The sequence below is a fragment of the Cytobacillus sp. MT66 genome (assembly GCF_058792595.1).
Window position 1 is genome coordinate 191,224 of record NZ_JBXAFB010000004.1, and the last position, 24,785, is coordinate 216,008.

Sequence of the window (24,785 nt, forward strand, 5' to 3'; positions counted from 1 at the left end):
GGAAAGAAATTTTTTTTCGAAAAGGGGTTTTATTGTGAATATAGGATTGATTGGCTTAGGGAAGATGGGATTTAACCTGGCTTTAAATTTAATAGATCATCAGCATGAGGTTATTGCCTATGATGTTAATAAAGAAGCAGCAGATAAACTTAACGAAGCAGGAGGGAAGAGTGTCCACTCCATCAAAGAACTGGTATTAGAATTAGCCAGTCCAAGAATTATTTGGGTCATGGTGCCCGCTGGCGCTATTACTAATGATGTAATAGCTGAATTAAATGGAATTCTTGAACCAGGCGATATAGTCATTGAAGGGGGAAATTCCCATTATAAGGATTCAATCCAAAGAGCGGACCAATTGAGTGAACAGGGAATTCACTTTTTCGATGTAGGTACAAGCGGGGGAACATCTGGAGCAAGAAGTGGTGCTTGCATGATGATAGGCGGAGACAAAGAAGTTTTCCAGACGATTGAATCGATCTTTCAAGATATATGCGTGGAGAACGGATATTTATATACAGGAAAAACCGGAAGCGGGCATTATCTTAAAATGGTCCACAATGGAATTGAATATGGCATGATGCAATCCATTGCAGAAGGTTTTGAGGTATTGAATAAGAGCGATTTTGACTATGATTACGAGAAAGTTGCACGGAACTGGAATAATGGATCCGTCATTCGTTCATGGCTGATGGAGCTTACAGAGAATGCTTTCTCAAAGGACGCAAATCTGGAAGGTATTAAAGGTGTTATGCATTCATCTGGCGAAGGGAAATGGACAGTGGAGGAAGCGTTAGACCTGCAAGTACCGGTTCCTGTTATCAGCCTTGCTTTGATGATGAGATATCGTTCTTTGGAAGAGGATACCTTTACCGGTAAGGTGGTAGCAGCTTTAAGAAATGAATTCGGCGGTCATAGTGTAGAGAAAAACTGATGATAGAAGAAAAACCAAGCCAATCTTTTGAGTGGCTTGGTTTTTTGTATTCTTCTATTTAACCCACTTTTCCTGGAATTTTGTAATTTCCTCGTATTCATTCTCCAATAGTCTGGACACACGAATATAAATCGGAATTAACTCTTTGTAAATCTCTGTATTTTCTTCTTCAGGCTTGTGTGAATGTGTAGTTCCAACCCAATCAGAGATTATGGAAAAGTCATCAATTTTTCCAAGCGCATACATGCCTAGAACAATCGCACCTAGACAAGAGCTCTCAAAGCTTTCTGGCACGACAACCTCTTGATTGAAAATATCAGCCATCATTTGCCGCCACAGTTCAGACCTTGCAAAGCCGCCTGTTGCCTGGATTTTCTTCGGTACGCCAATCACTTCCTGAAGTGCAAGCAGGACGGTGTATAAGTTTAATATAACACCTTCCAATACAGCTCTGATCATATGTTCCTTTTTATGATGCAGTCCGAGACCGAAAAATGAACCTTTGGCATGTGAATTCCAAAGCGGTGCCCGTTCTCCTGCTAAATAGGGATGGAAGATAAGCCCGTCGGAGCCAGGACTAACACGTGAAGCGATATCTGTTAATATCTCATAAGGATCGACACCAAGCCGTTTAGCTGTTTCAACTTCTGAAGAAGCAAGCTCGTCACGAACCCATCTGAATGTCATACCCCCGTTATTAACCGGTCCGCCAACAACCCAGTGATTCTCAGTAAGTGCATAGCAAAAGATTCTGCCTTTTGGGTCCGTTACTGGCCGGTCTGTTACAGTGCGAATGGCTCCGCTTGTACCGATTGTCACTGCGATGACACCTGGGTCAATGGCGTTGACTCCTAAATTGGAAAGTACCCCGTCACTGGCGCCAATAATAAATGGAATGTCTGATGTAAGGCCGAGTTCATGACTGTATTCAGGTTTCAAGCCTTTTAAATAAAAGGTGGTAGGAACAGGCTTAGATAACTGGTTATCTGTAATCCCCGCCACCTGAAGCGCTTCTTTATCCCAAACAAGCTGTTCCAAATGAAACATGCCTGTGGCTGATGCAATTGAATAATCGACGACATATTCACCGAAAAGTTTAAAGAAAACATACTCTTTAATTCCAATAAATTTGCTTGTCTTTTGAAAGAGTTCCGGAAAGTCCGATCTCAGCCAGGCAATCTTTGCAAGAGGGGACATTGGATGAATGGGGGTACCCGTTCTTCTGTATATTTCAAGCCCGTTTAATTCATTTTTAATTTTATCAGCCCAATCGGAAGCCCTGCTGTCTGCCCATGTAATACACTTGGCTAAGGGCATGCCGTGCTCATCTACTGGGATAAGGCTATGCATAGCGGAACTAAATGAAACGAGCTCCAGCTTGGCTGGATCTGCTGCGCCTTTTACCATAGCCCCTTTAATAGCTTTAATCACAGCTTGAAAGATTTCGTCTGGGTCCTGCTCAGCAATCGAGGGAGCGGGGCTATATAAAGGATATTCAACATGATGCATGCTGATAACAGTTCCCTTTTCCCCAAATAGAACGGCTTTTGTACTGGTTGTCCCAATGTCAACGCCTAAATAATAGGATGTATGAACCATTGAATGTTAATCTCCTTTAGAATACCGTAATTTCTTATTTTATTAATTTGTCCATTCATGAGAGAAAAAATATTCCTCTATTATTATATAATCGTGAAAAAATATTTCTACCAATTTATTTTACCGTAGAAAACATGGTTATCCAAATAAATTTTATAAGGCTGGGAATATGGAACTGGGAAGAATTTCATTTGACAGAAAGGGGTGGAGTAATTAATATTAATCCTATAATATTACTTGGTTATTGAAAGGAGCAAAAATATGTTACAAATGATCCTAACGGGGATACTTTGTGGTGGTTTGCTTGGATTTGTTATGCAACGAGGACGTTTCTGCCTGACTGGCGGATTTAGAGATATGTATATAGCAAAAGACAACCGCATGTTTTATGCATTATTAATTGCAATTATTATTCAGAGTATTGGCGTGTATGCCTTAATACAGGCAGGAGTCATTGAATACTCGGCAGGAGCCTTCTCATGGCTTGGAACGATTGCCGGTTCATTTGTTTTTGGTATTGGCATTGTTCTTGCCGGAGGCTGTGCAACCGGAACATGGTATCGTGCCGGGGAAGGGCTAATTGGAAGCTGGATAGCCCTGTTTGGCTACATGGTCATGAGTGCGATCATGAAATCAGGTCCATTAGCAGGTCTGAATCAATCGATACAATCCGTGCAGGCTGGGAAAAATTCCATTGCTGAATCAACTGGCCTATCTGTATGGGTGTTTATTGTACTTTTAGCGGTGATTGTTCTCTGGGTTGTTGTTCGTGAGCAAAGAAAGCCAAAGGTTGCGATTCCAGCAATGAAGCCAAAACGCAAAGGTCTAGCTCATTTATTATTTGAAAAACGCTGGCACCCATTTTTCACTGCTGTGCTTGTAGGATTAATTGCACTTCTTGCTTGGCCATTGAGTGCTGCTACTGGAAGAGTGTTTGGCCTTGGTATTACAACACCTTCAGCAAACATTCTTCAATTTTTGGTTAATGGAGATCTGAGCATTCTGAATTGGGGCGTTTTCCTTGTACTGGGTATTTTCCTAGGCTCCTTTATTGCAGCCAAAGCAAGCCGTGAGTTCCGTTTTCGGATGCCAGATACTAAAACTGGAATCAGAAGCTTCATTGGAGGAAACCTAATGGGGTTTGGCGCAAGCATTGCTGGGGGATGTTCCATTGGCAATGGTTTAGTCATGACAGCTATGATGACATGGCAGGGCTGGATTGGTCTATTATTTATTATTTTAGGAACATGGACAGCATCTTACTTTATTTTTGTTCGTCCGACCGTGAGAAAAAAATCTGCAGCTGTAAACGTTACTACTGCATAGGAGGAATAAATAATGCAAAAAACATTAGAAGTTATGGGTATGGTATGCCCGTTCCCATTAGTTGAAGCAAAGAAAGAAATGGAAGACTTACATTCAGGAGACGAATTAGTCATCCAATTTGACTGTACACAGGCAACAGAAAGCATCCCGCGCTGGGCTGCAGAAGAAGGCCACGCTGTAACAAATTTTGAACAGCTAAGCGAAGCTGCCTGGACCATTACGGTGAAAAAGAAATAGATCTTTACAAGCCTCAGATGTTTCTGAGGCTTTTTTTAGTTCTATAAAATATATCCGATGATTGCAGCGAGAGGGCTTCGCTTTCAGGGGACGTTTTACGATGTTTAACAAAGTTCAAAAACCTGTCATATAGTTCACCATTTTTACAAAATTCAGCCACTTAAACTGTGCTAATATTTGGTAAAGGGGAGGGCTTGAGATGGGGTTAGTTTATAAAAATATCATTGCTGCAATCGATGGGTCAGAAGAGGCAAAATGGGCATTTAACAAGGCTGTTGAAATGGCAAAACGAAATAATGCTGTATTGCATCTGGTCCATATTCTTGATACTCATATTAGAACATATCCTGGTGCAGAAACTTCTTCCATTAAAAAGACGGCTGAACACTTTGGATTAGAGCTTATGGAGAAATATAAGAAATTGGCTCTGGAACAGGGTCTCGAAAACGTTGACACTATTCTGGAATTTGGCTCTCCAAAGGTGGAGATTACTAAAAATATTGCAAAAAGGGTCAAAGCTGATTTAATTGTTTGCGGTGCCGAAGGACTGCATGCATTGGAACGTTTAATTATTGGAAGCGTGGCTGAAAGCATTACCAGAACTGCCAAATGTGACGTACTTGTTGTTAGAATGAAAAAGTAATATGCAAAAAACGAACCAATTCAAAGCAATTGGTTCGTTTTTTTATGTCTTCCTATTAATCAAACGTTTGATTAATAGGATTCATCTACGTCTCAGGTCCTAATTAGATTTACGGTTATAGTCTATGGAAGGGACCGTGTCCTTTATGATATTGTTATTTTAGATAAAAAATGTTTTTTTAAAGATGAAACCAGCTTTAAGTTCATACGTATATATATTAAAGATTTCATTCAGGAGTCGATGGGATGATGAATCAATTTTTAGCTTTTCTTGTTAGGATCTTAATATCGGTACCCGCAGCTTCGATTGTTTGGTTAACAAGCTATATCGCTTTTGAACAAACATTTTTTCTTTCAGGCGGAATTGCTTTAGCCGGCGGTGCATTGACTTATTATATAACCGAAGCCGTGCAAAATCGCCGCTTTTTGAAAAGCCAGCAGCTATCAAGAAAAGAGTACCAATACATTAAGAAGAATATTGATGAAGCCAATCATAAAATCAGACGTTTGCATAAGGCGCTGTTTTCTATTCGTCATTTCCCTTCCATCAAGCAAAGGATGGAAATGGCAAAAACGGCGAGAAAAATCTATCAGTTGACAAAGAAAGAGCCGAAACGATTTTATAAGGCGGAGCAGTTCTACTTCTCCCACCTTGATTCTGCTCTTGAGCTTTCCGAAAAATATGTGTTTCTTTCCAATCAGCCAAAGAAAACACTCGAACTTGACCGTTCATTGTTTGATACTCGAAAAACGCTGGAGGAGATGAAAGGCCTGATTGAAGAGGATCTGTATAAAGTCATTTCTGACGACATTGATCAGCTGAACTTTGAAATTGATGTTGCCAAGCATCGCATAAAAATGATTAAGGATTCTCGAATTGAAGATGAAAGCAGGCGATTAAAATGAACGAAAACAACCCATCCCTGTTAGACAAAGCGAGTCAGGCAAACTTAATGGATGATCTCCTTGCTAACCCGTTCGGCGAAGATCAAGCCATGCCATCGGTTTCCGTTAATGAGGAGAAAAAGGTTCGGCTTATTGATGTCATTCCCGAAGAAAACAGGCAAAAAGCCTACCAGCTTGCCGGCCAAATTGATCCTAAAAATCATCAAGCTATGATTTCGTATGGAACGCCAGCACAATCAAAATTGCTGTCCTTTTCCAATACCATGCTTGAGCATGTTCAAAAGCAGGACCTTGGTGAGGTAGGGGAGATCATTAGCGATCTCATGGCGCGGTTTAGTGAGGTCAATCCAGATGATTTAAAGCCAGAAAAATCATCGTTTTTTGCCCGTATGTTTGGCAGAATTTCTAATTCCATACAGGAAACTCTGTCTAAGTATCAAAAAACTGGAGCGCAAATCGACCGGATCAGTGTCAAGCTGGAACGCAGCAAAAATGCGCTATTATCAGACATTGGCATGCTTGAAAAATTGTATGAAAATAATAAAGAATATTTTCATGCACTGAATGTTTATATTGCAGCAGGTGAGCTAAAGCTTGAAGAGCTGCATGAGAAAACCATTCCAGTGCTGAAAAAGGCAGCAGAGGAATCAAATGATCAAATGAAGTTCCAGGAAGTTAATGATATGATTCAATTTGCCGACCGGCTGGATAAGCGCCTATATGATTTGAAATTAAGCAGGGAAATTACGATTCAAAGCGCGCCGCAAATCCGCTTAATACAAAATACAAACCAAGCATTAGTTGAAAAAATTCAATCGTCAATCATGACGGCGATACCGCTGTGGAAAAACCAGGTAGCCATCGCCTTGACGCTAATCAGGCAGCGTCATGCAGTTGAAGCCCAAAAGCAGGTATCAAAAACAACCAATGAACTATTATTAAAAAATGCCGAAATGCTGAAAACAAACACGATCGAAACAGCCCGGGAAAATGAACGCGGAATCGTGGATATTGAAACATTGAAAAGGACACAGGAAAATCTGATCTCCACTCTTGAAGAAACGTTAAGAATTCAGGAAGAAGGACGGCAAAAACGCCAAAATGCAGAAAATGAGTTAACAGCAATGGAAAATGACCTAAGGAAAAAACTTATTGAAATGAAGGGGTAAAAGTAAAAAAACTCTCTTAATCAAACGTTTGATTAAGAGAGTTTTTTTGTTTGAAGATATTCTGATCAGGCAATACTGTAAGTGTTTGTCTTTTAATAAAAATCAAAATATTTTACACTAATACTTAAATGATATAAACTCTAATTTAGATTGAAAATAAAGGAGGAAATGGGAATGTATGATATTTTAATTATTGGAAGCGGACCTGCTGGAGGAAGTGCAGCTATTTTTGCAGCTAAGGCAGGTAAAAAGGTATTAGTTGTCGATAATGATAAAAGTGTAACAAAACGTGCATGGCTTGAAAACCATTATGGAGTATCGGAAATTTCTGGTCCTGACCTTGTTGAAACAGGAAAGAAGCAGGCTGAAAAGTTTGGTGCAGAGTTTGTTACTGCAACTGTTGAAAATATTGAAAAGTCTGATTCAGGCTTAACGGTGCAAACTTCAGAGCAAAGCTATGAAGCTAAGCATGTTATTGTTGCTACTGGCATGTCAACGGATCTTGCAGAAAAGGCTGGCCTGAATACAAAGCCAGGCACAGAACCGCGCATTAAAACAATTCTTGATGTGGATGCTGCTGGAAAAACCAATGTTGAAGGCGTGTGGGCAGCTGGAACTGTTGCTGGAGTCAGCATGCATACCATTATTACTGCCGGAGACGGCGCAAAGGTCGCTATCAATATTATCAGTGAGCTAAATGGCGAGCGTTACGTTGATCACGATGTTTTAAAATAAACCGCATTAAGGGGGGCCGCTCAGCGTTGAGCGCCCCTTTTTTAATATTCTAAATAATTTGGTAGATACATACATTCTTAAAGGTGTTACAATAGGTTTTAATTAATTTGTACTTTGGGAAAGAAGGATTTGTGTTGAAAAATATTCAAACCTATTTGCTTCTAATAGGTGTTATGCTTTCCTGGGGGTTTAACGTTCCAATCATCAAGGTCCTTGTTCAGCATTTTCCCCCCATTACTATTACCTATTTGCGTATTTTTACAGCCGGAATAACTGTTTTTATTATTTTGGCGGCGATGAAGAAAATTAGAAAGCCTAGTATAAAAGAATGGAAGTATATTTTATTAGGCAGCATTACGAGTGTTGCTGGCCATCACTATTTTTTATCTGTCGGCCTAACATCTACATCTGGAACAAATGGAGGATTAATTTTAGGGACGGGACCCATATTAACAGCTATTCTGTCTAGTATTATTCTTAGAAAAATGCCGACAATCATCCAAGTGCTGGGATTCTTGCTAGGAAGCGCAGGCGTAATGTTTATTGTTCTTTCCAATGACGGAGGGGTTTCGGGCTTATCGTTCGGGGACTTATATATCTTTATATCCATCCTGTCACAGGCGATCAGCTTCATCGTGATCAGCAAGGCTTCAAAAACATTGGATCCACGTCTATTGACAGGATACATGCTTGTGATCGGAAGCCTTCTATTGTTTGTCATTGGCATATGGGAAGAGCCTGCCGGTCTTAACGGAATTTTTCATGCACCAATGTCCATCTGGGCAGCTTTTCTTTGCTCGGCAATTATCTCTACAGCTCTAGGTCATATGGTCTATAATTCTGCTATTAAAAAAATCGGTCCTGCTGAGTCATCAATCTTTTTAAATTTAAATCCTTTTTTCGCCTTGGTCGGCTCTGCTCTTTTACTTAGTGAGGTGATTAAGATTTATCATCTTGCTGGATTAATACTAATTATCTCGGGGGTTCTGCTTGGATCAGGAGCCATTGAAGAATTGATTCATAGAAGACGCCGGGAAAGAAAGTATGGGCATACACATCATTTTTAACTTCAGACAAAGATGTAAGAAATCAGCTGGAGCATTCTGAAAAAGGTGCAACTTCGGACAGAGAAGCAAGAAAACTAGCCTGGGTATTCTGAAGAAGGTGCAACTTCGGACAGAGAAGCGAGAAAACTAGCTGGAGCATTCCAAAGAAGGTGCAACTTCGGACAGAGAAGTAATCGAAAACTAGCCTGGGTATTCCGAAGAAGGTGCAACTTCAGACAGAGAAGCAAGAAAACTAGCTGGAGCAGTCCGAAGAAGGTGTAACTTCGGACAGAGAGGCAAGAAAACTAGCTGGAGCAGTCCGAAGCAAGGGTAACTTCGGACAGTAAGCAAGCAATTTCCCCCTTACCAGTTCATATCAGTGCGTGAAGCCTCGTTCACAGTAGCCATCCCTCCATTACAATAAGAAAAGAGGCTCGAATCCGAGCCTCGTTCCATTTAATTAATAACCCTTATCATAATCTACCAGATTAATAGGCAATGTTTCTCCCTTCAAGTAGCTCCGCAGATTTGGGATAAAGATATCCTCAATGACACGTTTGTCATAGTATTCGGTGGAGCCTGAGGTGTGAGGAGTAATGATGACATTATCAAGGTCCCATAATGGGCTGTTCTCGCTAAGCGGCTCCTGTTCAAAGACGTCCAAACCTGCACCGGCAATGGTTTTGCTTTGAAGTGCTTCAACCAATTCACTTTCAACAGCAATGTCACCGCGGCCAATATTAATAAAGAAGGCAGAGGGCTTCATTAGCGTAAATTGTTTGGCTCCAAAAAGCTGATGGGTTTCCGGTGTCAGCGGCAATGTGACAACGACATAATCACATTCAGGCAATACTTCGTTCATTTCCTGTAGTGTATACATTTGATCGACATATTCTTCTGGTTTCCCTGATCGGCGAAAACCTAAAACCTTCATGCCAAAGGCCTTGGAAAGTTTGGCTGTTTCTTTTCCAATAGAGCCAACCCCGAAAATGCCAATAGTTTTTCCATGTATCTCATGTTTTAATCCCGAATGATTCCATGTTTTAGATTGCTGATTTCTTATATATGCCGGGATTTTCCGTGTCAGCCCAAGCATGAATGCAAAGATTGTTTCTGAAATAGGGAAGGAGTGCACGCCATTTGCTGTTGTTAAAAGAATACCGCTTTCTTTTAACTCTTTTAAAGGCAGGCTGTTAATCCCTGCCGTCCATGACTGAACCCAGCGAAGCTTGGTATCAGAGGGAAATCCATTTCCTGAAAGCAGGTCTTTCGCGATTTTCCCCTTCCAGCCCGCAATAATCTCAGCATCTTTCACATGATCTCCCCATATTTCCCTATTCTTGCCGATGATCAATTCGCACCCGGGTGCATTTTCATTTACTAAATCAATTAAGACTTGGTCCAGGTCTTGGGTAATAATAATCTTTCTGCTGCTCATTTTGTCTCCCTCTCATGCCTTCAATCGTTATGATAAAAATTCATTTGGATTTAAGCCTAGCTCAAAGCAAATTTCTGAAATGGTTTGCTTTTCAGATGGATCAAAATGTCCATCAGCATAGCCGATAGCAATACAGTACCGGGCAATCAGCCGGGCAACTTCAGGCTTAGTTCTAACACGGCCTAACGCTTTGAAGGCTTCCGCACGTCCAAGAATGGAATCACGTTCAATTTTGCTTACAAAAAGATTAAATTGCTGAATAACCTTGTTCGTATCAAATACTCTTAATTCGTCGCTCTGATTCACAAATTCCATCATTTTTTGACGCTCGGACGGGTCAAGTCTTCCGTCAGCCAAAGAGACAAGGGCACAGCCTGCAACAATTGCATCCAGCACATCCTGGCTTTTGTAGCGCGTAAATAATTCTTGAGCTTTTCTTTTTTGGTCATTCGCCCATTGGGCATAATCGGTCTGATTAGGTGACCAGGAATTTCCGCAGCTATTACATGTGAATTTCAGCTGGTTTTTCCCGATGAATCCGCCTAGTAAGCCAACGGGGCCTAAAATTAGTCCGCCGATGGCTGCCTTGCCAAGCCCAAACCCCTTTTCGCCTGTGCGTACATTTGGTGATCCGCAGCGTGTACAAGAAATTTCTCCATTTCCATAGGATGGGGAAGCAGACTGTGGCTGTCCAAAGGACGGCTGATTAAAGCTTGTTTGCTGTACCGGCTGCCCAAAAGATGGCTGCTGGTAGGAAGTATAGGATCCGTTTTGGCCAAATCCGCCTTGGCTAGGGGCTGGACTTTGCGGCTGTGTTTGGCTATAGCTTGGCTGCTGGTAAGCAGAGGCTCCAGGCTGCTGGGCATGTCCATAAGAAGGCTGACTGCCAAATGCTGCCTGAGATCCGCCGTAGGGCTGGCTTGGCTGATGAGAAATCTGCGGCTGCGGTTCGTCGTCAATATTGACACCAAAGTTACGGCAAAGTGCAGCAAGGCCACCTTGGAATCCGCTTGCTATGGCATTAAATTTCCACTCGCCATTATGGCGGTAAAGCTCAGCAGCAACAATGGCTGTTTCCACTGTAAAGTCACGGCCAAGATCGAATCGAATCAATTCTTCATTTGTCATCGCATTAAAAATTCGTACATAGGCATTTGAAATATGTCCAAAGTTTTGGCCTTTTCTATCTGCATCATGGATGGTAATGCTGAAAGCAATCCGGTGAATGGAAGACGGCACCTTAGTTAGTTCAATTTTGATTTGCTCATCATCTGCATCTCCTGAGCCTGTACGGTTATCTCCGCTGTAAATGACAGAGCCGTTTGCTCCTGAAGGATTATTATAAAAAATAAAATCAAGGTCACTTTGTACTTTTCCGGAAGGGCCAGTTAAAAAGGCTGAAGCATCTAGGTCATAATTTGATTGGCCCTGGCTGACATCCCAGCCTAATCCAACAACAACGGTCTGAAGACCTGGATGGGATTTTGTTAAATCAACCTTTTGGCCTTTTCGTAAAGTTACACCCACAATATACACTCCAATCGTTTTTGAAAATTCTAAAAAACATTCTTTAATTACTATTATAAAGCACATGGGAAAATAATTCACTTGAAAGGAATAACGAACTCTTATCTTAAAAAATGAAAACAAGCCAGCTCTTTCATTGGAGCTGGCTTGTTAGAAGGTGAGTCCCTGCCATAGCGGGGGCTTAGCAACCATAAACCAAAGCATTAGTAATAGAAGTATAAGATAAAGCCAGGTTGCTGCAGAAAGTTTTTTGATCAGCTCTGTCTGGTTTTGCCCTGGAAGGTGGAACTTTTTTATTGTAGGTGTAAAGGCACGTGCCAGAAAAAAGACAGAACCGAACATGACAGCTAATGTAGCGATAATAAAGGGTGTATTCCATCTCCAGTGTCCCATCAAAATCAGCAGGGCACCGCTCGCAACAAGAACGTGTCCGGCATGTTTCACAAGCCGGACTGAAAAATGAATAATCTCCAGGTAGGCATTCTGCACATCATACTTAGCGGAATGCAGCTTTTTAACGATAAGAATTAAAATGACAAATGGCCCGATCGATAAAACAGCACTGCCTACATGAAGATAAAGGATAAATCGGTACAATAAGTCCATAAAGAACGGGTCTTATTCCGTAACAGGGCGGAACTCATGTACCCATACTCTCATTTTAGGCACCCATGGCATGCCAGGATGAAGGGACAAAATGGAGTTTTTGTATTCCTCAAGGGATGCATATCCTTCTCGCTTGGCATCTTCATCTGTTAATTCTCCAAGAGATTGGGAATAGACCTTTTCAACGACAAATTTATGGCCATTGAGATCCATGATTTCGCCGACATCCGCATAGCGTCCGTTTCGGCGTGTAGCTGTTTTCTTTCCTGCGATTACCTTTTCTACGTCCTCTGGGAGGGTAACAAGGCGTTCGATCGAGCAAGTCTTTTCTGGCAATTCTTGATTATTATGTTGAGTATCCATTCTTAAGTCTCCTTTTTACCAATTATAATTTAAACGAGCTCTTCAGCGATACGATTCTGTTGAAGACTGGTTTTTCTGCTGTCGAATACTTTGGATCGACATTGAAGTAGCCATGACGGAAAAATTGGAACTTATCCTGCGGTTTGACATCCTTCATATTTGATTCAATGAAACCTTGAACAATTTCAAGTGAATGGGCATTGACATAGTCAAGGAAGGTTTTTTCCTCTGAACCTTCTTCTTTAGCATTTGCTTCTAATTCTTCATCAAGAATTAGTGGTTCGTATAAGCGGAAATCAGCAGGAATAGCGCTTTTTGCCTCTACCCAGTGAATGGTTCCTTTTACCTTTCTTCCTGTAAAGCCAGTTCCGCTCTTTGTTTCAGGGTCATAGGTGCAATGAATCTCAACGACATTCCCCTGTTCATCTTTAATGACTTCATTGCATTTAATAAAGTAAGCATGCTTTAAGCGAACCTCATTACCGGGGAACAGACGGAAATACTTTTTCGGCGGGTCTTCCATAAAGTCTTCTTGTTCAATATAGATTTCTCTTGAAAAAGGAATTTGTCTTGTACCCATTTCCGGATTCTCAGGGTTAATTTCCGCATCAAGCATTTCCACCTGATCTTCCGGATAGTTTGTAATAACTACCTTAAGCGGATTTAGCACGCCCATTGTCCGAGGGGCAGTAAGCTTCAAGTCTTCTCTGACAAAATGCTCAAGCATGGCTTCATCGACTGCTCCAGATCCCTTGGAGACACCAGTAGCCTTAACAAATTCCCTGATGGCTCCAGGTGTAAATCCTTTTCTTCTTAATCCAGAAATTGTCGGCATGCGCGGATCATCCCAGCCATCAACGAAGCCTTCTTCTACCAGCTGCTTTAATTTGCGCTTGCTCATGACCGTATTGGTGATATTTAATCGGCCAAACTCGATTTGCTGCGGTTTGCTTTCCATTTCACATTCTTCTACAACCCAATTGTATAATGGACGCTGGTCCTCAAATTCAGTTGTACAAAGGGAATGTGTTACATGTTCGATCGCATCTTCAAGCGGGTGAGCAAAGGCATACATTGGGTAAATGCACCATTTGTCACCTGTGTTATGATGCGACGCATGAGCAATTCGGTAAATAACAGGATCCCTCAGGTTAAGGTTTGGAGAAGCCATATCGATTTTTGCGCGCAGCACCTTGCTGCCGTTTTCAAATTCTCCGCTCCGCATCCGTTCAAACAGGTCGAGGTTCTCTTCAATGGAACGATTTCTGTAAGGACTTTCCTTCCCTGGCTCTGTTAGTGTGCCGCGATATTCGCGGATTTGTTCTTGTGACAAGTCATCGACATAGGCTTTACCATTTTTAATAAGCAGAACGGCACGGTTATACATTTCTTCAAAATAATCTGAAGCATATCTAAGTTCATCCCATTCATAGCCAAGCCACTTCACATCTTCTTTAATGGAATCAACGTACTCCTGGTCTTCCTTTAATGGATTTGTGTCGTCAAAGCGTAAATGTGTCTTTCCATTAAATTCGTCTGCTAATCCAAAGTTGATAACAATGGATTTGGCATGTCCGATATGAAGATACCCGTTCGGCTCTGGAGGAAAGCGTGTAATAATTTTTTTATGCTTTCCTGACTCCAAATCGTCAATCATGATACTTTTAATAAAATTTGATGAATTTTGTTCCAAAACGGAATCAGCCTTTCTTAATATGTAGTTATTTCTTATTTTACTTGTAATACCCATGTAAATCAATTAACTCAATTAACAGCGAAAAAGGGTTTATGGCAATCCTTTTTTTACCTTTTAGGAGCATAAAAATTATTTATCCTCCGAATGGTTTATTTGGGTACATTTATTGGTATTTATAGAATAAAAGTCTTAATGCAATTTTACCATAATGAAACAGACGGAATAGGAATACAAATAATGTATTAAAAATGAAACACTTGTTATAGAGAATATTTTGATAGAATACAAGGATAGGAGTATATATTAGAATTTAAGAATAAGTAATGGTCATTTAAGGTAGTTCTTTTATTGCCATTTCGGTGAAAAAATATTCAGCGGAGGAAGCATGATGAAAAAAGAAAATGAATTAATAAATAAAACGTATCATGAATTGCTTATTGAAGGGGATCGGAGTACCCACCCGATCAATATTCTTGGGGATCTGTACATGGCTGAACAGCAAAAGGAGATTCCGGACTTATCCTATATCCGTTTTGCTCAGGGAGAGGTTTATTTCCATGCACGTGACTTTGAAACAGCCATCTTTAAATGGGAGAATTTAACCAATGAGCTTGCCCCGTGGGCAAAGAAAAATACGGCAGACGCCTATTATGAGCTAGGGATTTTGACAACAGCAGAGGAGATCTATCAATCTATTCAAACAGATTCAGCTGTGCTGAAAATAGAAGTCCTTCTTAAATTGTTTTCATTGTATGTTTCCCTTGGCAAGCTGGATTCTGCCGTTGATGTAATTAAGGAGGCGATCTCGCTTAACCCGGATTATGAGGATGTTACGGAAAAAGCTAAGGTGTTTTTCGAAGAGTATCAGGATTGGAAGAACGCCGTTGAGCTTGCAGTTGCCGAAGGTGTCCGCACAAAGGATTTGCTGTGGTTTGATGCTCTTCAGTCCTATGTTGAACAAGGGAAGGTAAAGAAATTTGAACCCAATTATTTTAATGAAGCATTGGCTGCCCTATTTAAACGGGACATGGCCAAGTTTGAAAGTCTAACGGTCTCTCTATGGGGCAGTTATAAATCAAGTGATTTATATTTTGCCTGGATAAAAGAAATTAACCATATCCTTTTGCAAATGGAAGGCGGCAGTGCGCATGAATGGAAGAAGCTGTCTGCCGTATATCAGGATGCTTATTTAGAATTAATCAGCGGCAAATATTTAATCCGGGATATTTCACATTTAATACCTAATCATTTAGTGAACTGGATGAAAATTGCTGATTCGAAGTTAAAATTGGCCGCATCCTCTTCGATTTTAGCCTGGTGTGAGGTTTTCCCGGCAAGCATTGAAGAATCGGCTATCCATCATGCGGAGCAGCAATTGAAGCAGCCAGTTTTCCCATTTGATGGGCTAGACGAAGGATATAAGCTTTTTGAGTCGATTATTGCGTGGACAAAAAAGAACGGGATCGAGATCGGACAAAGATTTGAATGGATGGTCAAAGAGCTTCTTGAGGTACATACACCCTATTTATTAGTTGCCGGTGCGGCAGGAACAAGGAAATCTGAATTTATTAACGCCCTGCTTGGTGAAAAGGTGCTTGAGGATTCGATTGCAGCATCCGTAATGTTTAAGGATCAAGATGAGACAGAGCTTACAGAAATTACGGAGGAAGCTATCAGACAGATTCCTGAAATGGCTGATATCCAAAGTAATAAACAAACACTGGTTTTATATAAGAGAAATGCGCCGTTATTGCGAAAAAACAGCTTTGTTCTCATTGAAACACCAGGAATGGTCGATTTAAACAAATTTAGAAATGATGTATTTCAATACTTGCAGCTTGCTGACAGCATGTTATTTGTTCTTCACCCAGAAAAGTCCTTTTCTGAAGAGGAATTAGAGATGGCCAAAAAAATTAGCGAGCAGGCTCCAGAGCTTCCAATTAGCTTTCTTATCCAAAGCAGCGGAACCAATCAGGAAATGATGGACCAAATCAAATTAAAGATTCATAGGCATTTTCCAAACACAGGGCTGTTTAGTTTTTCCGGGGAAGAAACAGAGCTTACTGAACTGCTTGGTAAGGTTATTCATAAACGGAATCTCAATGAAACACGCATGACAAAGGTACATCATTACATTAGAAAGACAATTAAGTATCTGCTGGAGAGACGTGTTGAACTAGAGAATGGCTATATAGATACGATTAAATGGAATGAGGAAATCTCCACTAAATTAAATGGTGCTGTTAATCAGATGCGCGATATGGATGAGACGAAATCAAGAATGATTAAAAAGGCGTTTAACCAGGTGAAGGAAGATATTAAGGAACAGCTTATTGAAGAGATTCCTGCTGTCCTTAAGGGCTGTTCTGATTTGATTACAGAGAACAGCGACTTTAGCAGCCTTGATGCCAAACTCAATGAAGAAATGAACAGACGGATTCAAAATCACCTGCAAGAATCTGTGTCCCCAAGAATTCAAAACGGTATTCATCACTGGATGATGGAGGCAGAGAAGGAATTTGATGAAAGTCAGCGCTTCTTAGATGAACTGGGTGCAGGATTCAACGAACTATATAAAAGGGAGAGATTAGTCCTTGCCTGTGATTTTAGGGTGCTTGATGATTGGCGGAGGGATGTCGATCGGATGACAAGAGGAGGAATAGAAATTGATAAGATAAATATTCTTCTTCATTTTTCTCCAGCACAATTTTTATTAAAAAGTGCAGGGAAACTCTTAGGGGGAATGAGGCAAAATCAAACGATGCTTTATAAAAAATATAAACAGTTTATAGAAAATGAGGATTATAGCGGGGTAGCTGAAGTGGTGGCTGAACAAGTCTTTAGACCATTCGAATTATTCGAAAGAGCCATAGACAGAGATATAAGCATGTTCTTTAGCCAGCCGCTGGAGGCCCTGGTAGAAGCTGTAAAGGAATCAGAAAAAGAAATTGAGCAAAACGAGAATGCATTGAAGGAAATTAGAACCAATCCAGAAAATTACCGTGACCCGCTTACCCTTTTCCAAATCAGGCTCCGTCAGCAGGAATGGATGACGAATCAAAAGACAGATATTCAATATGTCTGATGCTGCAAAGCTAAAATCTGCGAGAAAAAGAAGAAGGGGGGCGATTGGGTGACTTTTAAGAGGAAGCAATTCCTTGGACTTGGGCTGACTGTGTTCTTTATGCTTCTGCTCATGAGCGTTATTTTATATATGTCTGGGATTATGAAAGCTAATATGATTGAATTCGTAAAGGACCGTTACTATAAAGTAAATCAGGCTTCTGAAATAAGACGGATTTTTGATGTAACAGACCGCCAGCTGCTTAGAATATTAATTATAAATGAGGAAGTTCAGCCTGAATATATTACACAATCGCTTAAGGGAAACGAAGAACAGATACAGCTAAGTTTTCTTGAACTGGAAAAAACGGTCACTACAGACAAAGGGAGACAGCTATTAAGACAGGTGGAGAATTCTTACGCCTCCTATAATAAAATGGAGCGGGAATTTCTCAGCAAACTTTCCACTAGCGATAAAGAAGAATTAAGGCCTCTGTACGATGCGGAAAGGCCGAATCGTGATCAATTATTAATTTATTTAGAAGAATTCATCAAACATCAGGAATCATTGATGGATGAATCTCTGCAAAGGGCAACGGATACACATGCCAATTTGGTGATCCTGCTCATTGCGGCGGTCTGCATTGCGCTATTATTAATTGTGAGTGTGACACTGTGGCTGATCCGTGATACAAGCAGAAGCATCTACTCCATTACAAACGGATTAAAGAAAATTGATTACGGAAACAATCTTTTAGATCTGCCAAGGCTGGATGTGAAGACGGAGGATGAGTTTGGCAATATTGCCAAAGCCTTTAATTCCATGGCTGCGTCCATTGAAACTTATGTTGAAAAAGAGACAGAATATATGGCTGAGATTTCAGAGCAGAATTGGATTCAGTCACATTCAGCAGATATTGTTCATTTATACAGCCAGCATGTAGAAATTGATGGGCTTGCTAAAGACTTTATTTATAAGCTTGCCTATGTGACGAAGGCAAGCTTGGGTGTCTTTTATTTGAAAGAACAATTTGAAGGAAGAACTATTTTTAAAAAGACTGCCTCTTATGCTAATGAGACAGGAGAGGCGGGAAGAGATATCTTCGAACTTGGCGAGGGACTTGTCGGCCAATGTGCCAAAGATAAGAAGATTTTTATTCTGAATGATGTTCCAGAAGAATATCATGTGATCTCAACAGGACTTGGCCATATCAAACCAAAGAGCATACTGATGGCGCCTGTGTTGATGAAAGACGATGTAAGTGCAGTAATAGAATTAGCCAGTCTGGAACCATTTACCCCTGTACAGACTAAGCTTTTGGAAGAGGTCTTAGATACACTGGGCATTGCTGTTACAAATATATTAGGAAGAATGGAAATCGCCCATTTATTAGAGGAATCACAAGCTAAAACTGAGGAACTCCAGATGCAGTCAGAAGAGCTGCAGACTCAATCAGAAGAATTGCAATCCCAATCAGAAGAATTGCAGACACAAGCTGAAGAGCTCCGCATGATTAATGAACAGCTGGAAGAAAGAACAAATGATGCTGAGCTAAAGTCAGAAGAGCTTAAAGCAGCGAAGGAGGCTCTCGAGGAAAAGGCCAAAGAGCTGATCCAAAGCTCAAAATATAAGACAGAATTTCTTGCAAATATGTCTCATGAGCTTCGGACACCACTGAATAGTATCTTGTTGCTTTCGGAGATGCTGTCAGATGATCCGAATCATGGTCTAAGCGAGGAACAAATCGAATTTACAAAGATGATTCACTCTTCAGGGCAAGATTTGCTCAATTTGATCAATGATATTCTAGATCTATCAAAGGTCGAAGTTGGTAAGCTTGAAATTATTTTTGAGAAGGTTGTTATTTCTGAGTTTGCAAGTCTCATTGATCGAAACTTTATTCCTATCGCCAAACAGAAAGAGCTTAATTTCACAGTTACAGCTGATGAAAATACGCCTGAAGTCATTTTTACAGATGAACAGCGGTTGAAGCAAATGATCAAAAATCTGCTGTCAAATGCTTTTAAATTTACAGAAAAGGGTTCTGTATCACTCAGGTTCAATAGGGCGGGAGAAGAGGATCTTGCCCAACTGCCTCAAGCGGGGATCTCTGATGCATGGCTAAAAGTGGTTGTCTCCGATACAGGCATTGGCATTCCGCCCGATAAATACGAGGAAATCTTCCAGGCGTTTCAGCAGGTAGATGGTGCGACAATGCGGAAATATGGAGGAACAGGACTCGGACTTTCCATAACAAAAGAGTTTGCCGCTCTTCTCGGAGGGGTATGTAAAGTAGAAAGCAAGGAAGGATTGGGAAGCTCCTTTACCTTATTGATACCAAGCCTCCCTGAAGGGGTGCCGGAAAAGGCCAAAGAAAAGCTGAACAATGAAGCAGCTTCTGCAGTTGAATTAGATCTAAGGCCCCTTAAGGAGGAGTCCGCATCAGGTGATAAAGGTGATGAACAAGAGCAGAAGAATCCGTTTTCAGTTCTTTATAATAAAAAAGTTCTTGTAGTAGATGATGATCACCGGAATATTTATGCTACAAAAAATGCCTTAGAAAAAGAAGGCATGAAGGTGCTGACTGCAGAAAATGGCATGGACTGTCTTGAAGTGATGGGGAAGGACGAAGAAATTGACATCGTATTAATGGATATCATGATGCCTGTCATGGACGGGTATGAAACGATGGAACGAATCCGTGCAACTGAACAATACAAGGAAATACCTATAATAGCTTTAACCGCAAAAGCGATGAATTATGATCGGAAGAAATGTTTAGTTTCTGGAGCTTCCGATTATATCAGTAAGCCATTGAAGCTAGATCAGTTATTGTCTGTTATGCGTGTATGGCTTTCATAACTTTTTATTGGGATTGATGAAGGGTGTTAAAAATAAATAAGGAAGATATCGAGCTCGAACTTTTATTGTTAGCTATTTTTCGTGTTTCTGGCTATGATTTCCGGCAGTATATGAAATCCTCCATTATGAGGCGGGTACAAAACCGTTTGAACCAGGAGCGTCTTCCAAGCATCACAGCCTTGACGGAAAAAGTCATTCATGATGAGGAATATCTAAAAAAGATGCTTAGTGACTTTTCTATCAATGTAACGGAAATGTTTCGTGACCCAACTTTTTTTAAAACGATAAGGGAGGATATTATTCCTTTATTAAGGGAACTGCCGGAAATCAGAATTTGGCATGCAGGCTGCTCCACTGGGGAAGAGGTATATTCCATGGCTATTCTGATGAATGAGGAGGGGCTTGGCAACCGGATAAAAATTTATGCGACAGATATGAATGAACTAGTCCTAAAAAAGGCGGAAAAGGGGCAGCTTCCCTTGCAAAAAATGCAGCTGTACACAAAGAATTACCTGCTGGCAGGCGGGAAAAGCTCCTTTTCTGAATATTATACCGCTGACTGTGAAGCGGCCTATTTAAATGAGGACTTGCTTGATAATGTTATTTTTGCTCAGCATAATTTAGTCACAGATCGCTCCTTTAATGAATTTCATATGATTGTTTGCCGGAATGTGCTTATTTATTTTAATGTCGACCTCCAAAAACGGGTTATTCAATTATTCAATGAAAGCCTCACGCCTGGGGGATTCCTCGGGCTTGGAAGCAAGGAAACCATTAGAACGGAACAAGGTATTTTTAACGACTTCAACCTTATAGAAAAATGGTACAGAAAAAGGAAGCATAACGTCTAGATAGGCGCTTTGCTTCCTTTTTTTTATTTGGCCTGAATGAGGACAATGCACATGTCATCATCAGCATTAATCTGCTGCTGTTTGGTTAGAAGGTAATCAATGGGCTGTTTATTCCTGGCGTCCTCCCAAAATAGTGCTGCTTTTTCCTTAAGGAATTGGGAGACATTTTGGTCAGTTTTTTCGACTGCCTCAGCAACCCCGTCTGTGCAAAGGAGCAGCTGGATGGAGTCGTCATACGGAATGATAGTTTTTTCCATGCGAATGTCTTCAAAAAAACCGATAGCACATGTATTGCTTGGCATTTCTATCAGCTCTTTGCCATTTAGCAGGGCATAGCCGCTGGGGTGGCCGGCATTAATATATTCCAAAGTTTTATTCTTTGTATCAAGGACTAAATAAATTGCTGTAAAGTAATAAGGAATTTTCTTATTTCTTGAATTCAGTGAATCCATCCATCGGTTCAATTCTTTAATGACATATTCCGGATCAGGGCAATGACTGATTGTATCTCTTAAAATGGATGAAATAAACATACAGACTAATGAAGCTGATATGCCATGGCCCATCATGTCAAGCTGGATAGCCGCAAAGCGGTGGTTATCAATTTTATGCCAATAATACATATCGCCGGCAAGCTTATAAGCGGGCAAATAGGAAGCTTTTAATATGACATTGTTTTGATAGACCGGCTCGCTTAATAGACTTGTTTGGACCTGCATGGAGAGTTCTAGTTCAGTCCGGATCTTCTCATCCTGCTCTATATGCCAATCCTTTTCATATTTTAGCCTTAGGGCTACCCGAATACGAGCTAAAAGCTCCGTTTTGTTAATTGGCTTTGTTACATAATCCATTCCTCCGGCATCGAGTGCTTCAACCACTTTATTTGTATCCTCTAATGCCGTCACAAATATAACAGGAATGTCCCTTAAATGGGGGAATTCCTGAAGCTGCCTGCAGGCTTCGATGCCATCCATCCCCGGCATCATGATATCCATAAGTATAATATCTGTTTGCCTGCCGATTTGCATCGGAGGCTTGTTATCAAAATATGTAAATAAATCTATTGCGGAGGTGAAGGAAATAAATTCCTTATAACCGGCGCGTTTAAGTATATTTTCAATGACAAAGATGTTTGTCGGGTTGTCGTCTACAATGATAATTCCCATGATTAGCCCCCTTTCCTAAACTAGCTGCTAAATCTAATATGCAATGGCTAATTTAATCCGAATTTTTTAATCTGCAGATGTTAAATCAAGGCATACATACTTTTATTATATTTTAAAATTAGGCAAAGTTGTTAGGAATAAGCATATTCTAAATAGGTAAGGAAATCTGGTTCATATGAAGGGTGCTTATAACGGGCCTTTTGGTCTATTTTGTCTTTTATGGGTGAACAACTGTCTATACCTGAGGGAAAAACTCTTGATTATTTTCAGAATAGGAGTAAAATGAGGATATATTTAGGCAAAGTTAAATAATTTTAAAAATTTTGGAGTTAGGGGAAGCCGAGTATTTAGCATGAGTACAGCTAGCTAATAGGCTGGTTATCTAACAGTTAGGAGTGTCAGGATGAAAGTCGTTAAGTTTGGCGGATCTTCTTTAGCATCTGGTAAGCAACTCGAAAAGGTCTTCCAGATTGTTGTATCTGATCCTGGGAGAAGGGTTGTTGTCGTATCCGCGCCAGGAAAAAGATTTTCAAATGATGAAAAAGTAACAGACTTATTAATTGAAGGTGCTGAGCTTGCTTTAAAGAATAAAAATCCTCAAGATAAGATAAATGCAGTACTGGAACGGTATGCATTAATTGCTGAAGAATTAGATATTCCAAATGAGATTATTGATGAAATCAAGCAGGATTTGCAAGAAAGATTTGCATCAGATAAAAGTAATCCTGACAGATTTATGGATTTAATTAAGGCTAGCGGGGAAGACAATAATGCAAAATTAGTAGCGGCCTTCTTTAGGAAGATGGGGGTGGAAGCCCAGTATGTAAATCCTAAGGATGCCGGTCTTATTGTTACTCCTGAACCAGGCAATGCACAGGTGCTGCCTGAATCGTATGAACAGCTATTTTCTTTGCGTGAAAAATCAGGAATCATTGTTTTCCCGGGATTCTTTGGCTATAGCCGGGATGGTGAAGTATACACTTTCTCTCGAAGCGGGTCAGATGTTACAGGTTCCATTCTAGCTAATGGAGTGAAAGCCGATTTATATGAAAATTTTACTGATGTAGATGCAGTTTATACAGTTAATCCATTTATTGTTGAAAAGCCTAAGGAAATTAAGGAATTAACGTATCGGGAAATGCGTGAGCTTTCCTACGCCGGGTTTACAGTTTTGCATGATGAAGCACTTGTGCCAGCGTTTCGTGCGGGGATTCCGGTACATATTAAGAATACGAACAACCCCTCTGCCCAGGGTACTAGAATTGTTAATCAGCGTGATAATACAAATGGGCCGGTTGTTGGAATTGCCAGCGACGAAGGTTTTTGCAGTATTTATGTAAGCAAATACTTGATGAACAGGGAAATTGGTTATGGCAGAAAGCTTCTAGCCATCTTGGAAGACTATGGACTTTCGTACGAGCATATTCCTTCAGGTATTGACGACCTTTCTATTATTTTAAAAGAAGATCAGTTTGGTCAAGGTGTGGAAGAGGAGATTATTGCCCGCATACAAAACGAGCTGGATCCAGATCATGTGGTGATCGAGCATAGTCTTGCATTAATCATGGTGGTTGGAGAAGGCATGCGCCATAACATTGGTACAACCGCCAGAGCTTCGAAGGCATTAGCCGATTCCCACGTTAATATTGAAATGATTAACCAGGGATCATCCGAAGTCAGCATGATGTTTGGCGTGAAAGAAGTAGATGAGAAAAAGGCTGTTCAAGCGCTCTATAATGAGTTTTTTGCAAAAGTAACCGTTCAATAAAATAGTAATTATGCGATAACCAAAAAATCTGATGCATACTTTTGATGCATCAGATTTTTTTTATATTAATTTTTCAAACTTCACTCGTTTATTTAATGCATACATAACAGGCATTCCAACAGCCATGACAACAAATTCGCCAATGGCGGTAGTAAGCCATGAAAACATAAATGGTAAACCAAAGGCCAGCTTGAGCTCAAAGGCGATCAAAAACATCGTAAAAGTAAACACAAGTGTGTTCACAGCCATTCGCAGCCAAAGGTTTTTAATAAATCTGCAGCACAGAATGGTAATTAACAGCGAAAGAAGTGATTGCCCGACGCCGAAGATAAGATCATAGGCGACCATCGGTGAAAAAAATAAATTCGTTAAGAATACGCCTAATATCATACCAAAAATATATTTTTTGTTAAAAACAACAAGATGATTAAACATTTCCGATACACGAAACTGGATCTGTGTAAACCCAAACGGCTGAATGAGCATGGAAACAGCGATATATAGCGCAGCAAGTATGCCGTTCCCCGCTAAAGTCCTTATATTCATAAACCTCTCTCCTTAGTTTTTTATCGTGGGATGTTTTCGAACCACGGCTTGAATTAAAAGCTTATCTATTATACCAGAAATAGCAGCAGTTGGGTTTGGGAAAATAATACAAGGACAGTAATGGTTCTTTTACCTCTTTAAAAATGTCCATCCCAGTTATGAAATCACTTTTTTAAGATGAATTATTCAAAAATGTGAACGGTTACAAAATTATTGATATCAAAAATAGATTGGTTTTATGAAAAATCGATATTGTTCAGATTGGATACGAACGAATACAATAAAATCCATAAGAACTTTCAAATTT

The 24,785-nt window shown here is 40.3% G+C and carries 20 protein-coding genes and 1 riboswitch; of the genes, 12 read left to right on the forward strand and 8 right to left on the reverse strand.

The annotated features are described in order from the left end of the window. The first annotated feature begins 34 nt into the window (after positions 1 to 34). The gene (gene gnd / locus AC1Q59_RS09380) at positions 35 to 931 is read left to right on the forward strand and encodes a phosphogluconate dehydrogenase (NAD(+)-dependent, decarboxylating) (protein ID WP_492365550.1); all 897 of its coding nucleotides are present in this window, start codon (positions 35 to 37) and stop codon (positions 929 to 931) included. 54 nt (positions 932 to 985) lie between these two features. Here gnd and gntK read toward each other — a convergent pair whose 3' ends face one another. Then, positions 986 to 2,530, reverse strand: a complete 1,545-nt coding sequence (gntK, locus tag AC1Q59_RS09385) for a gluconokinase (protein WP_492365551.1) — start codon at positions 2,528 to 2,530, stop codon at positions 986 to 988. 261 nt (positions 2,531 to 2,791) lie between these two features. Here gntK and AC1Q59_RS09390 point away from each other — a divergent pair, with 261 nt between their 5' ends. The 7 genes from AC1Q59_RS09390 to AC1Q59_RS09420 all read left to right on the forward strand — a co-directional run bounded on the left by AC1Q59_RS09390 (position 2,792) and on the right by AC1Q59_RS09420 (position 8,612). Further along, positions 2,792 to 3,856, forward strand: a complete 1,065-nt coding sequence (locus tag AC1Q59_RS09390) for a YeeE/YedE thiosulfate transporter family protein (RefSeq protein ID WP_492365552.1) — start codon at positions 2,792 to 2,794, stop codon at positions 3,854 to 3,856. Positions 3,857 to 3,868: 12 nt separating this feature from the next. Then, complete coding sequence (locus AC1Q59_RS09395) at positions 3,869 to 4,093, forward strand: sulfurtransferase TusA family protein (protein ID WP_492365553.1); 225 nt, start codon at positions 3,869 to 3,871, stop codon at positions 4,091 to 4,093. A gap of 199 nt (positions 4,094 to 4,292) precedes the next feature. Next, entirely contained in the window at positions 4,293 to 4,736 is a 444-nt protein-coding gene (locus tag AC1Q59_RS09400; protein WP_492365554.1) for a universal stress protein, read from the forward strand. A gap of 245 nt (positions 4,737 to 4,981) precedes the next feature. Next, on the forward strand, positions 4,982 to 5,641 hold the full coding sequence (locus AC1Q59_RS09405; RefSeq protein ID WP_492365555.1) for a 5-bromo-4-chloroindolyl phosphate hydrolysis family protein: 660 nt from the start codon (positions 4,982 to 4,984) through the stop codon (positions 5,639 to 5,641). After that, positions 5,638 to 6,810 (forward strand): toxic anion resistance protein, encoded by a 1,173-nt coding sequence (locus tag AC1Q59_RS09410; protein ID WP_492365556.1) that lies wholly within the window; start codon positions 5,638 to 5,640, stop codon positions 6,808 to 6,810. The genes AC1Q59_RS09405 and AC1Q59_RS09410 overlap by 4 nt, the downstream gene beginning before the upstream one ends. Positions 6,811 to 6,984: 174 nt before the next feature. Beyond that, a complete protein-coding gene (locus tag AC1Q59_RS09415; protein WP_492365557.1) occupies positions 6,985 to 7,545 on the forward strand; it encodes an NAD(P)/FAD-dependent oxidoreductase in 561 nt (186 codons plus the stop codon). A 131-nt stretch (positions 7,546 to 7,676) separates the two neighbouring features. Beyond that, the gene (locus tag AC1Q59_RS09420; RefSeq protein ID WP_492365558.1) at positions 7,677 to 8,612 is read left to right on the forward strand and encodes a DMT family transporter; all 936 of its coding nucleotides are present in this window, start codon (positions 7,677 to 7,679) and stop codon (positions 8,610 to 8,612) included. Positions 8,613 to 9,051: 439 nt separating this feature from the next. Here AC1Q59_RS09420 and AC1Q59_RS09425 read toward each other — a convergent pair whose 3' ends face one another. The 5 genes from AC1Q59_RS09425 to AC1Q59_RS09445 form a co-directional block, all read right to left on the reverse strand. Next, a complete protein-coding gene (locus AC1Q59_RS09425; protein ID WP_492365559.1) occupies positions 9,052 to 10,029 on the reverse strand; it encodes a D-2-hydroxyacid dehydrogenase in 978 nt (325 codons plus the stop codon). Positions 10,030 to 10,056: 27 nt separating this feature from the next. Further along, positions 10,057 to 11,556 (reverse strand): TerD family protein, encoded by a 1,500-nt coding sequence (locus AC1Q59_RS09430; RefSeq protein ID WP_492365560.1) that lies wholly within the window; start codon positions 11,554 to 11,556, stop codon positions 10,057 to 10,059. A gap of 150 nt (positions 11,557 to 11,706) precedes the next feature. Continuing rightward, positions 11,707 to 12,162 carry a hypothetical protein gene (locus AC1Q59_RS09435; protein ID WP_492365561.1) on the reverse strand — a complete coding sequence of 152 codons (456 nt, stop codon included), beginning with the start codon at positions 12,160 to 12,162 and terminating at the stop codon, positions 11,707 to 11,709. Positions 12,163 to 12,174: 12 nt separating this feature from the next. Next, on the reverse strand, positions 12,175 to 12,525 hold the full coding sequence (locus AC1Q59_RS09440) for an ASCH domain-containing protein (RefSeq protein ID WP_492365562.1): 351 nt from the start codon (positions 12,523 to 12,525) through the stop codon (positions 12,175 to 12,177). Positions 12,526 to 12,547: 22 nt separating this feature from the next. Continuing rightward, positions 12,548 to 14,218, reverse strand: coding sequence for a glutamine--tRNA ligase/YqeY domain fusion protein (locus AC1Q59_RS09445; protein ID WP_492365563.1), 1,671 nt, complete (start codon positions 14,216 to 14,218; stop codon positions 12,548 to 12,550). Positions 14,219 to 14,606: 388 nt separating this feature from the next. Here AC1Q59_RS09445 and AC1Q59_RS09450 point away from each other — a divergent pair, with 388 nt between their 5' ends. From AC1Q59_RS09450 to AC1Q59_RS09460, 3 genes are read left to right on the forward strand one after another with little or no spacing between them, the layout of a single operon-like run. Further along, positions 14,607 to 17,306 (forward strand): GTP-binding protein, encoded by a 2,700-nt coding sequence (locus AC1Q59_RS09450; protein WP_492365564.1) that lies wholly within the window; start codon positions 14,607 to 14,609, stop codon positions 17,304 to 17,306. A gap of 48 nt (positions 17,307 to 17,354) precedes the next feature. Then, positions 17,355 to 20,147: a response regulator gene (locus AC1Q59_RS09455; protein ID WP_492365565.1), complete on the forward strand. Its 2,793-nt coding sequence runs from the start codon at positions 17,355 to 17,357 to the stop codon at positions 20,145 to 20,147. A gap of 32 nt (positions 20,148 to 20,179) precedes the next feature. Continuing rightward, a complete protein-coding gene (locus AC1Q59_RS09460; protein WP_492365738.1) occupies positions 20,180 to 20,998 on the forward strand; it encodes a CheR family methyltransferase in 819 nt (272 codons plus the stop codon). A gap of 23 nt (positions 20,999 to 21,021) precedes the next feature. Here AC1Q59_RS09460 and AC1Q59_RS09465 read toward each other — a convergent pair whose 3' ends face one another. Continuing rightward, on the reverse strand, positions 21,022 to 22,164 hold the full coding sequence (locus tag AC1Q59_RS09465; RefSeq protein ID WP_492365566.1) for a SpoIIE family protein phosphatase: 1,143 nt from the start codon (positions 22,162 to 22,164) through the stop codon (positions 21,022 to 21,024). A gap of 403 nt (positions 22,165 to 22,567) precedes the next feature. Between AC1Q59_RS09465 and AC1Q59_RS09470 the strand changes: the two genes are divergently transcribed. After that, positions 22,568 to 23,932: an aspartate kinase gene (locus tag AC1Q59_RS09470; protein WP_492365567.1), complete on the forward strand. Its 1,365-nt coding sequence runs from the start codon at positions 22,568 to 22,570 to the stop codon at positions 23,930 to 23,932. Positions 23,933 to 23,992: 60 nt separating this feature from the next. Here the strand turns inward: AC1Q59_RS09470 and AC1Q59_RS09475 are convergent, their stop codons facing one another. Next, on the reverse strand, positions 23,993 to 24,478 hold the full coding sequence (locus tag AC1Q59_RS09475) for a QueT transporter family protein (protein ID WP_492365568.1): 486 nt from the start codon (positions 24,476 to 24,478) through the stop codon (positions 23,993 to 23,995). Between the two features lie 6 nt (positions 24,479 to 24,484). Continuing rightward, positions 24,485 to 24,529: riboswitch (PreQ1 riboswitch) on the reverse strand. Between the last annotated feature and the right edge of the window lie 256 nt (positions 24,530 to 24,785).

What these genes read in the sequence shown, in the direction of transcription:
- gntK (WP_492365551.1), bottom strand. Translation starts at nt 2,530, where the DNA reads ATGGTTCATACATCCTATTATTTAGGCGTTGACATTGGGACAACCAGT.
- AC1Q59_RS09390 (WP_492365552.1), top strand. Translation starts at nt 2,792, where the DNA reads ATGTTACAAATGATCCTAACGGGGATACTTTGTGGTGGTTTGCTTGGA.
- AC1Q59_RS09395 (WP_492365553.1), top strand. Translation starts at nt 3,869, where the DNA reads ATGCAAAAAACATTAGAAGTTATGGGTATGGTATGCCCGTTCCCATTA.
- AC1Q59_RS09400 (WP_492365554.1), top strand. Translation starts at nt 4,293, where the DNA reads ATGGGGTTAGTTTATAAAAATATCATTGCTGCAATCGATGGGTCAGAA.
- AC1Q59_RS09405 (WP_492365555.1), top strand. Translation starts at nt 4,982, where the DNA reads ATGATGAATCAATTTTTAGCTTTTCTTGTTAGGATCTTAATATCGGTA.
- AC1Q59_RS09410 (WP_492365556.1), top strand. Translation starts at nt 5,638, where the DNA reads ATGAACGAAAACAACCCATCCCTGTTAGACAAAGCGAGTCAGGCAAAC.
- AC1Q59_RS09415 (WP_492365557.1), top strand. Translation starts at nt 6,985, where the DNA reads ATGTATGATATTTTAATTATTGGAAGCGGACCTGCTGGAGGAAGTGCA.
- AC1Q59_RS09425 (WP_492365559.1), bottom strand. Translation starts at nt 10,029, where the DNA reads ATGAGCAGCAGAAAGATTATTATTACCCAAGACCTGGACCAAGTCTTA.
- AC1Q59_RS09435 (WP_492365561.1), bottom strand. Translation starts at nt 12,162, where the DNA reads ATGGACTTATTGTACCGATTTATCCTTTATCTTCATGTAGGCAGTGCT.
- AC1Q59_RS09440 (WP_492365562.1), bottom strand. Translation starts at nt 12,525, where the DNA reads ATGGATACTCAACATAATAATCAAGAATTGCCAGAAAAGACTTGCTCG.
- AC1Q59_RS09450 (WP_492365564.1), top strand. Translation starts at nt 14,607, where the DNA reads ATGATGAAAAAAGAAAATGAATTAATAAATAAAACGTATCATGAATTG.
- AC1Q59_RS09465 (WP_492365566.1), bottom strand. Translation starts at nt 22,164, where the DNA reads ATGGGAATTATCATTGTAGACGACAACCCGACAAACATCTTTGTCATT.
- AC1Q59_RS09470 (WP_492365567.1), top strand. Translation starts at nt 22,568, where the DNA reads ATGAAAGTCGTTAAGTTTGGCGGATCTTCTTTAGCATCTGGTAAGCAA.
- AC1Q59_RS09475 (WP_492365568.1), bottom strand. Translation starts at nt 24,478, where the DNA reads ATGAATATAAGGACTTTAGCGGGGAACGGCATACTTGCTGCGCTATAT.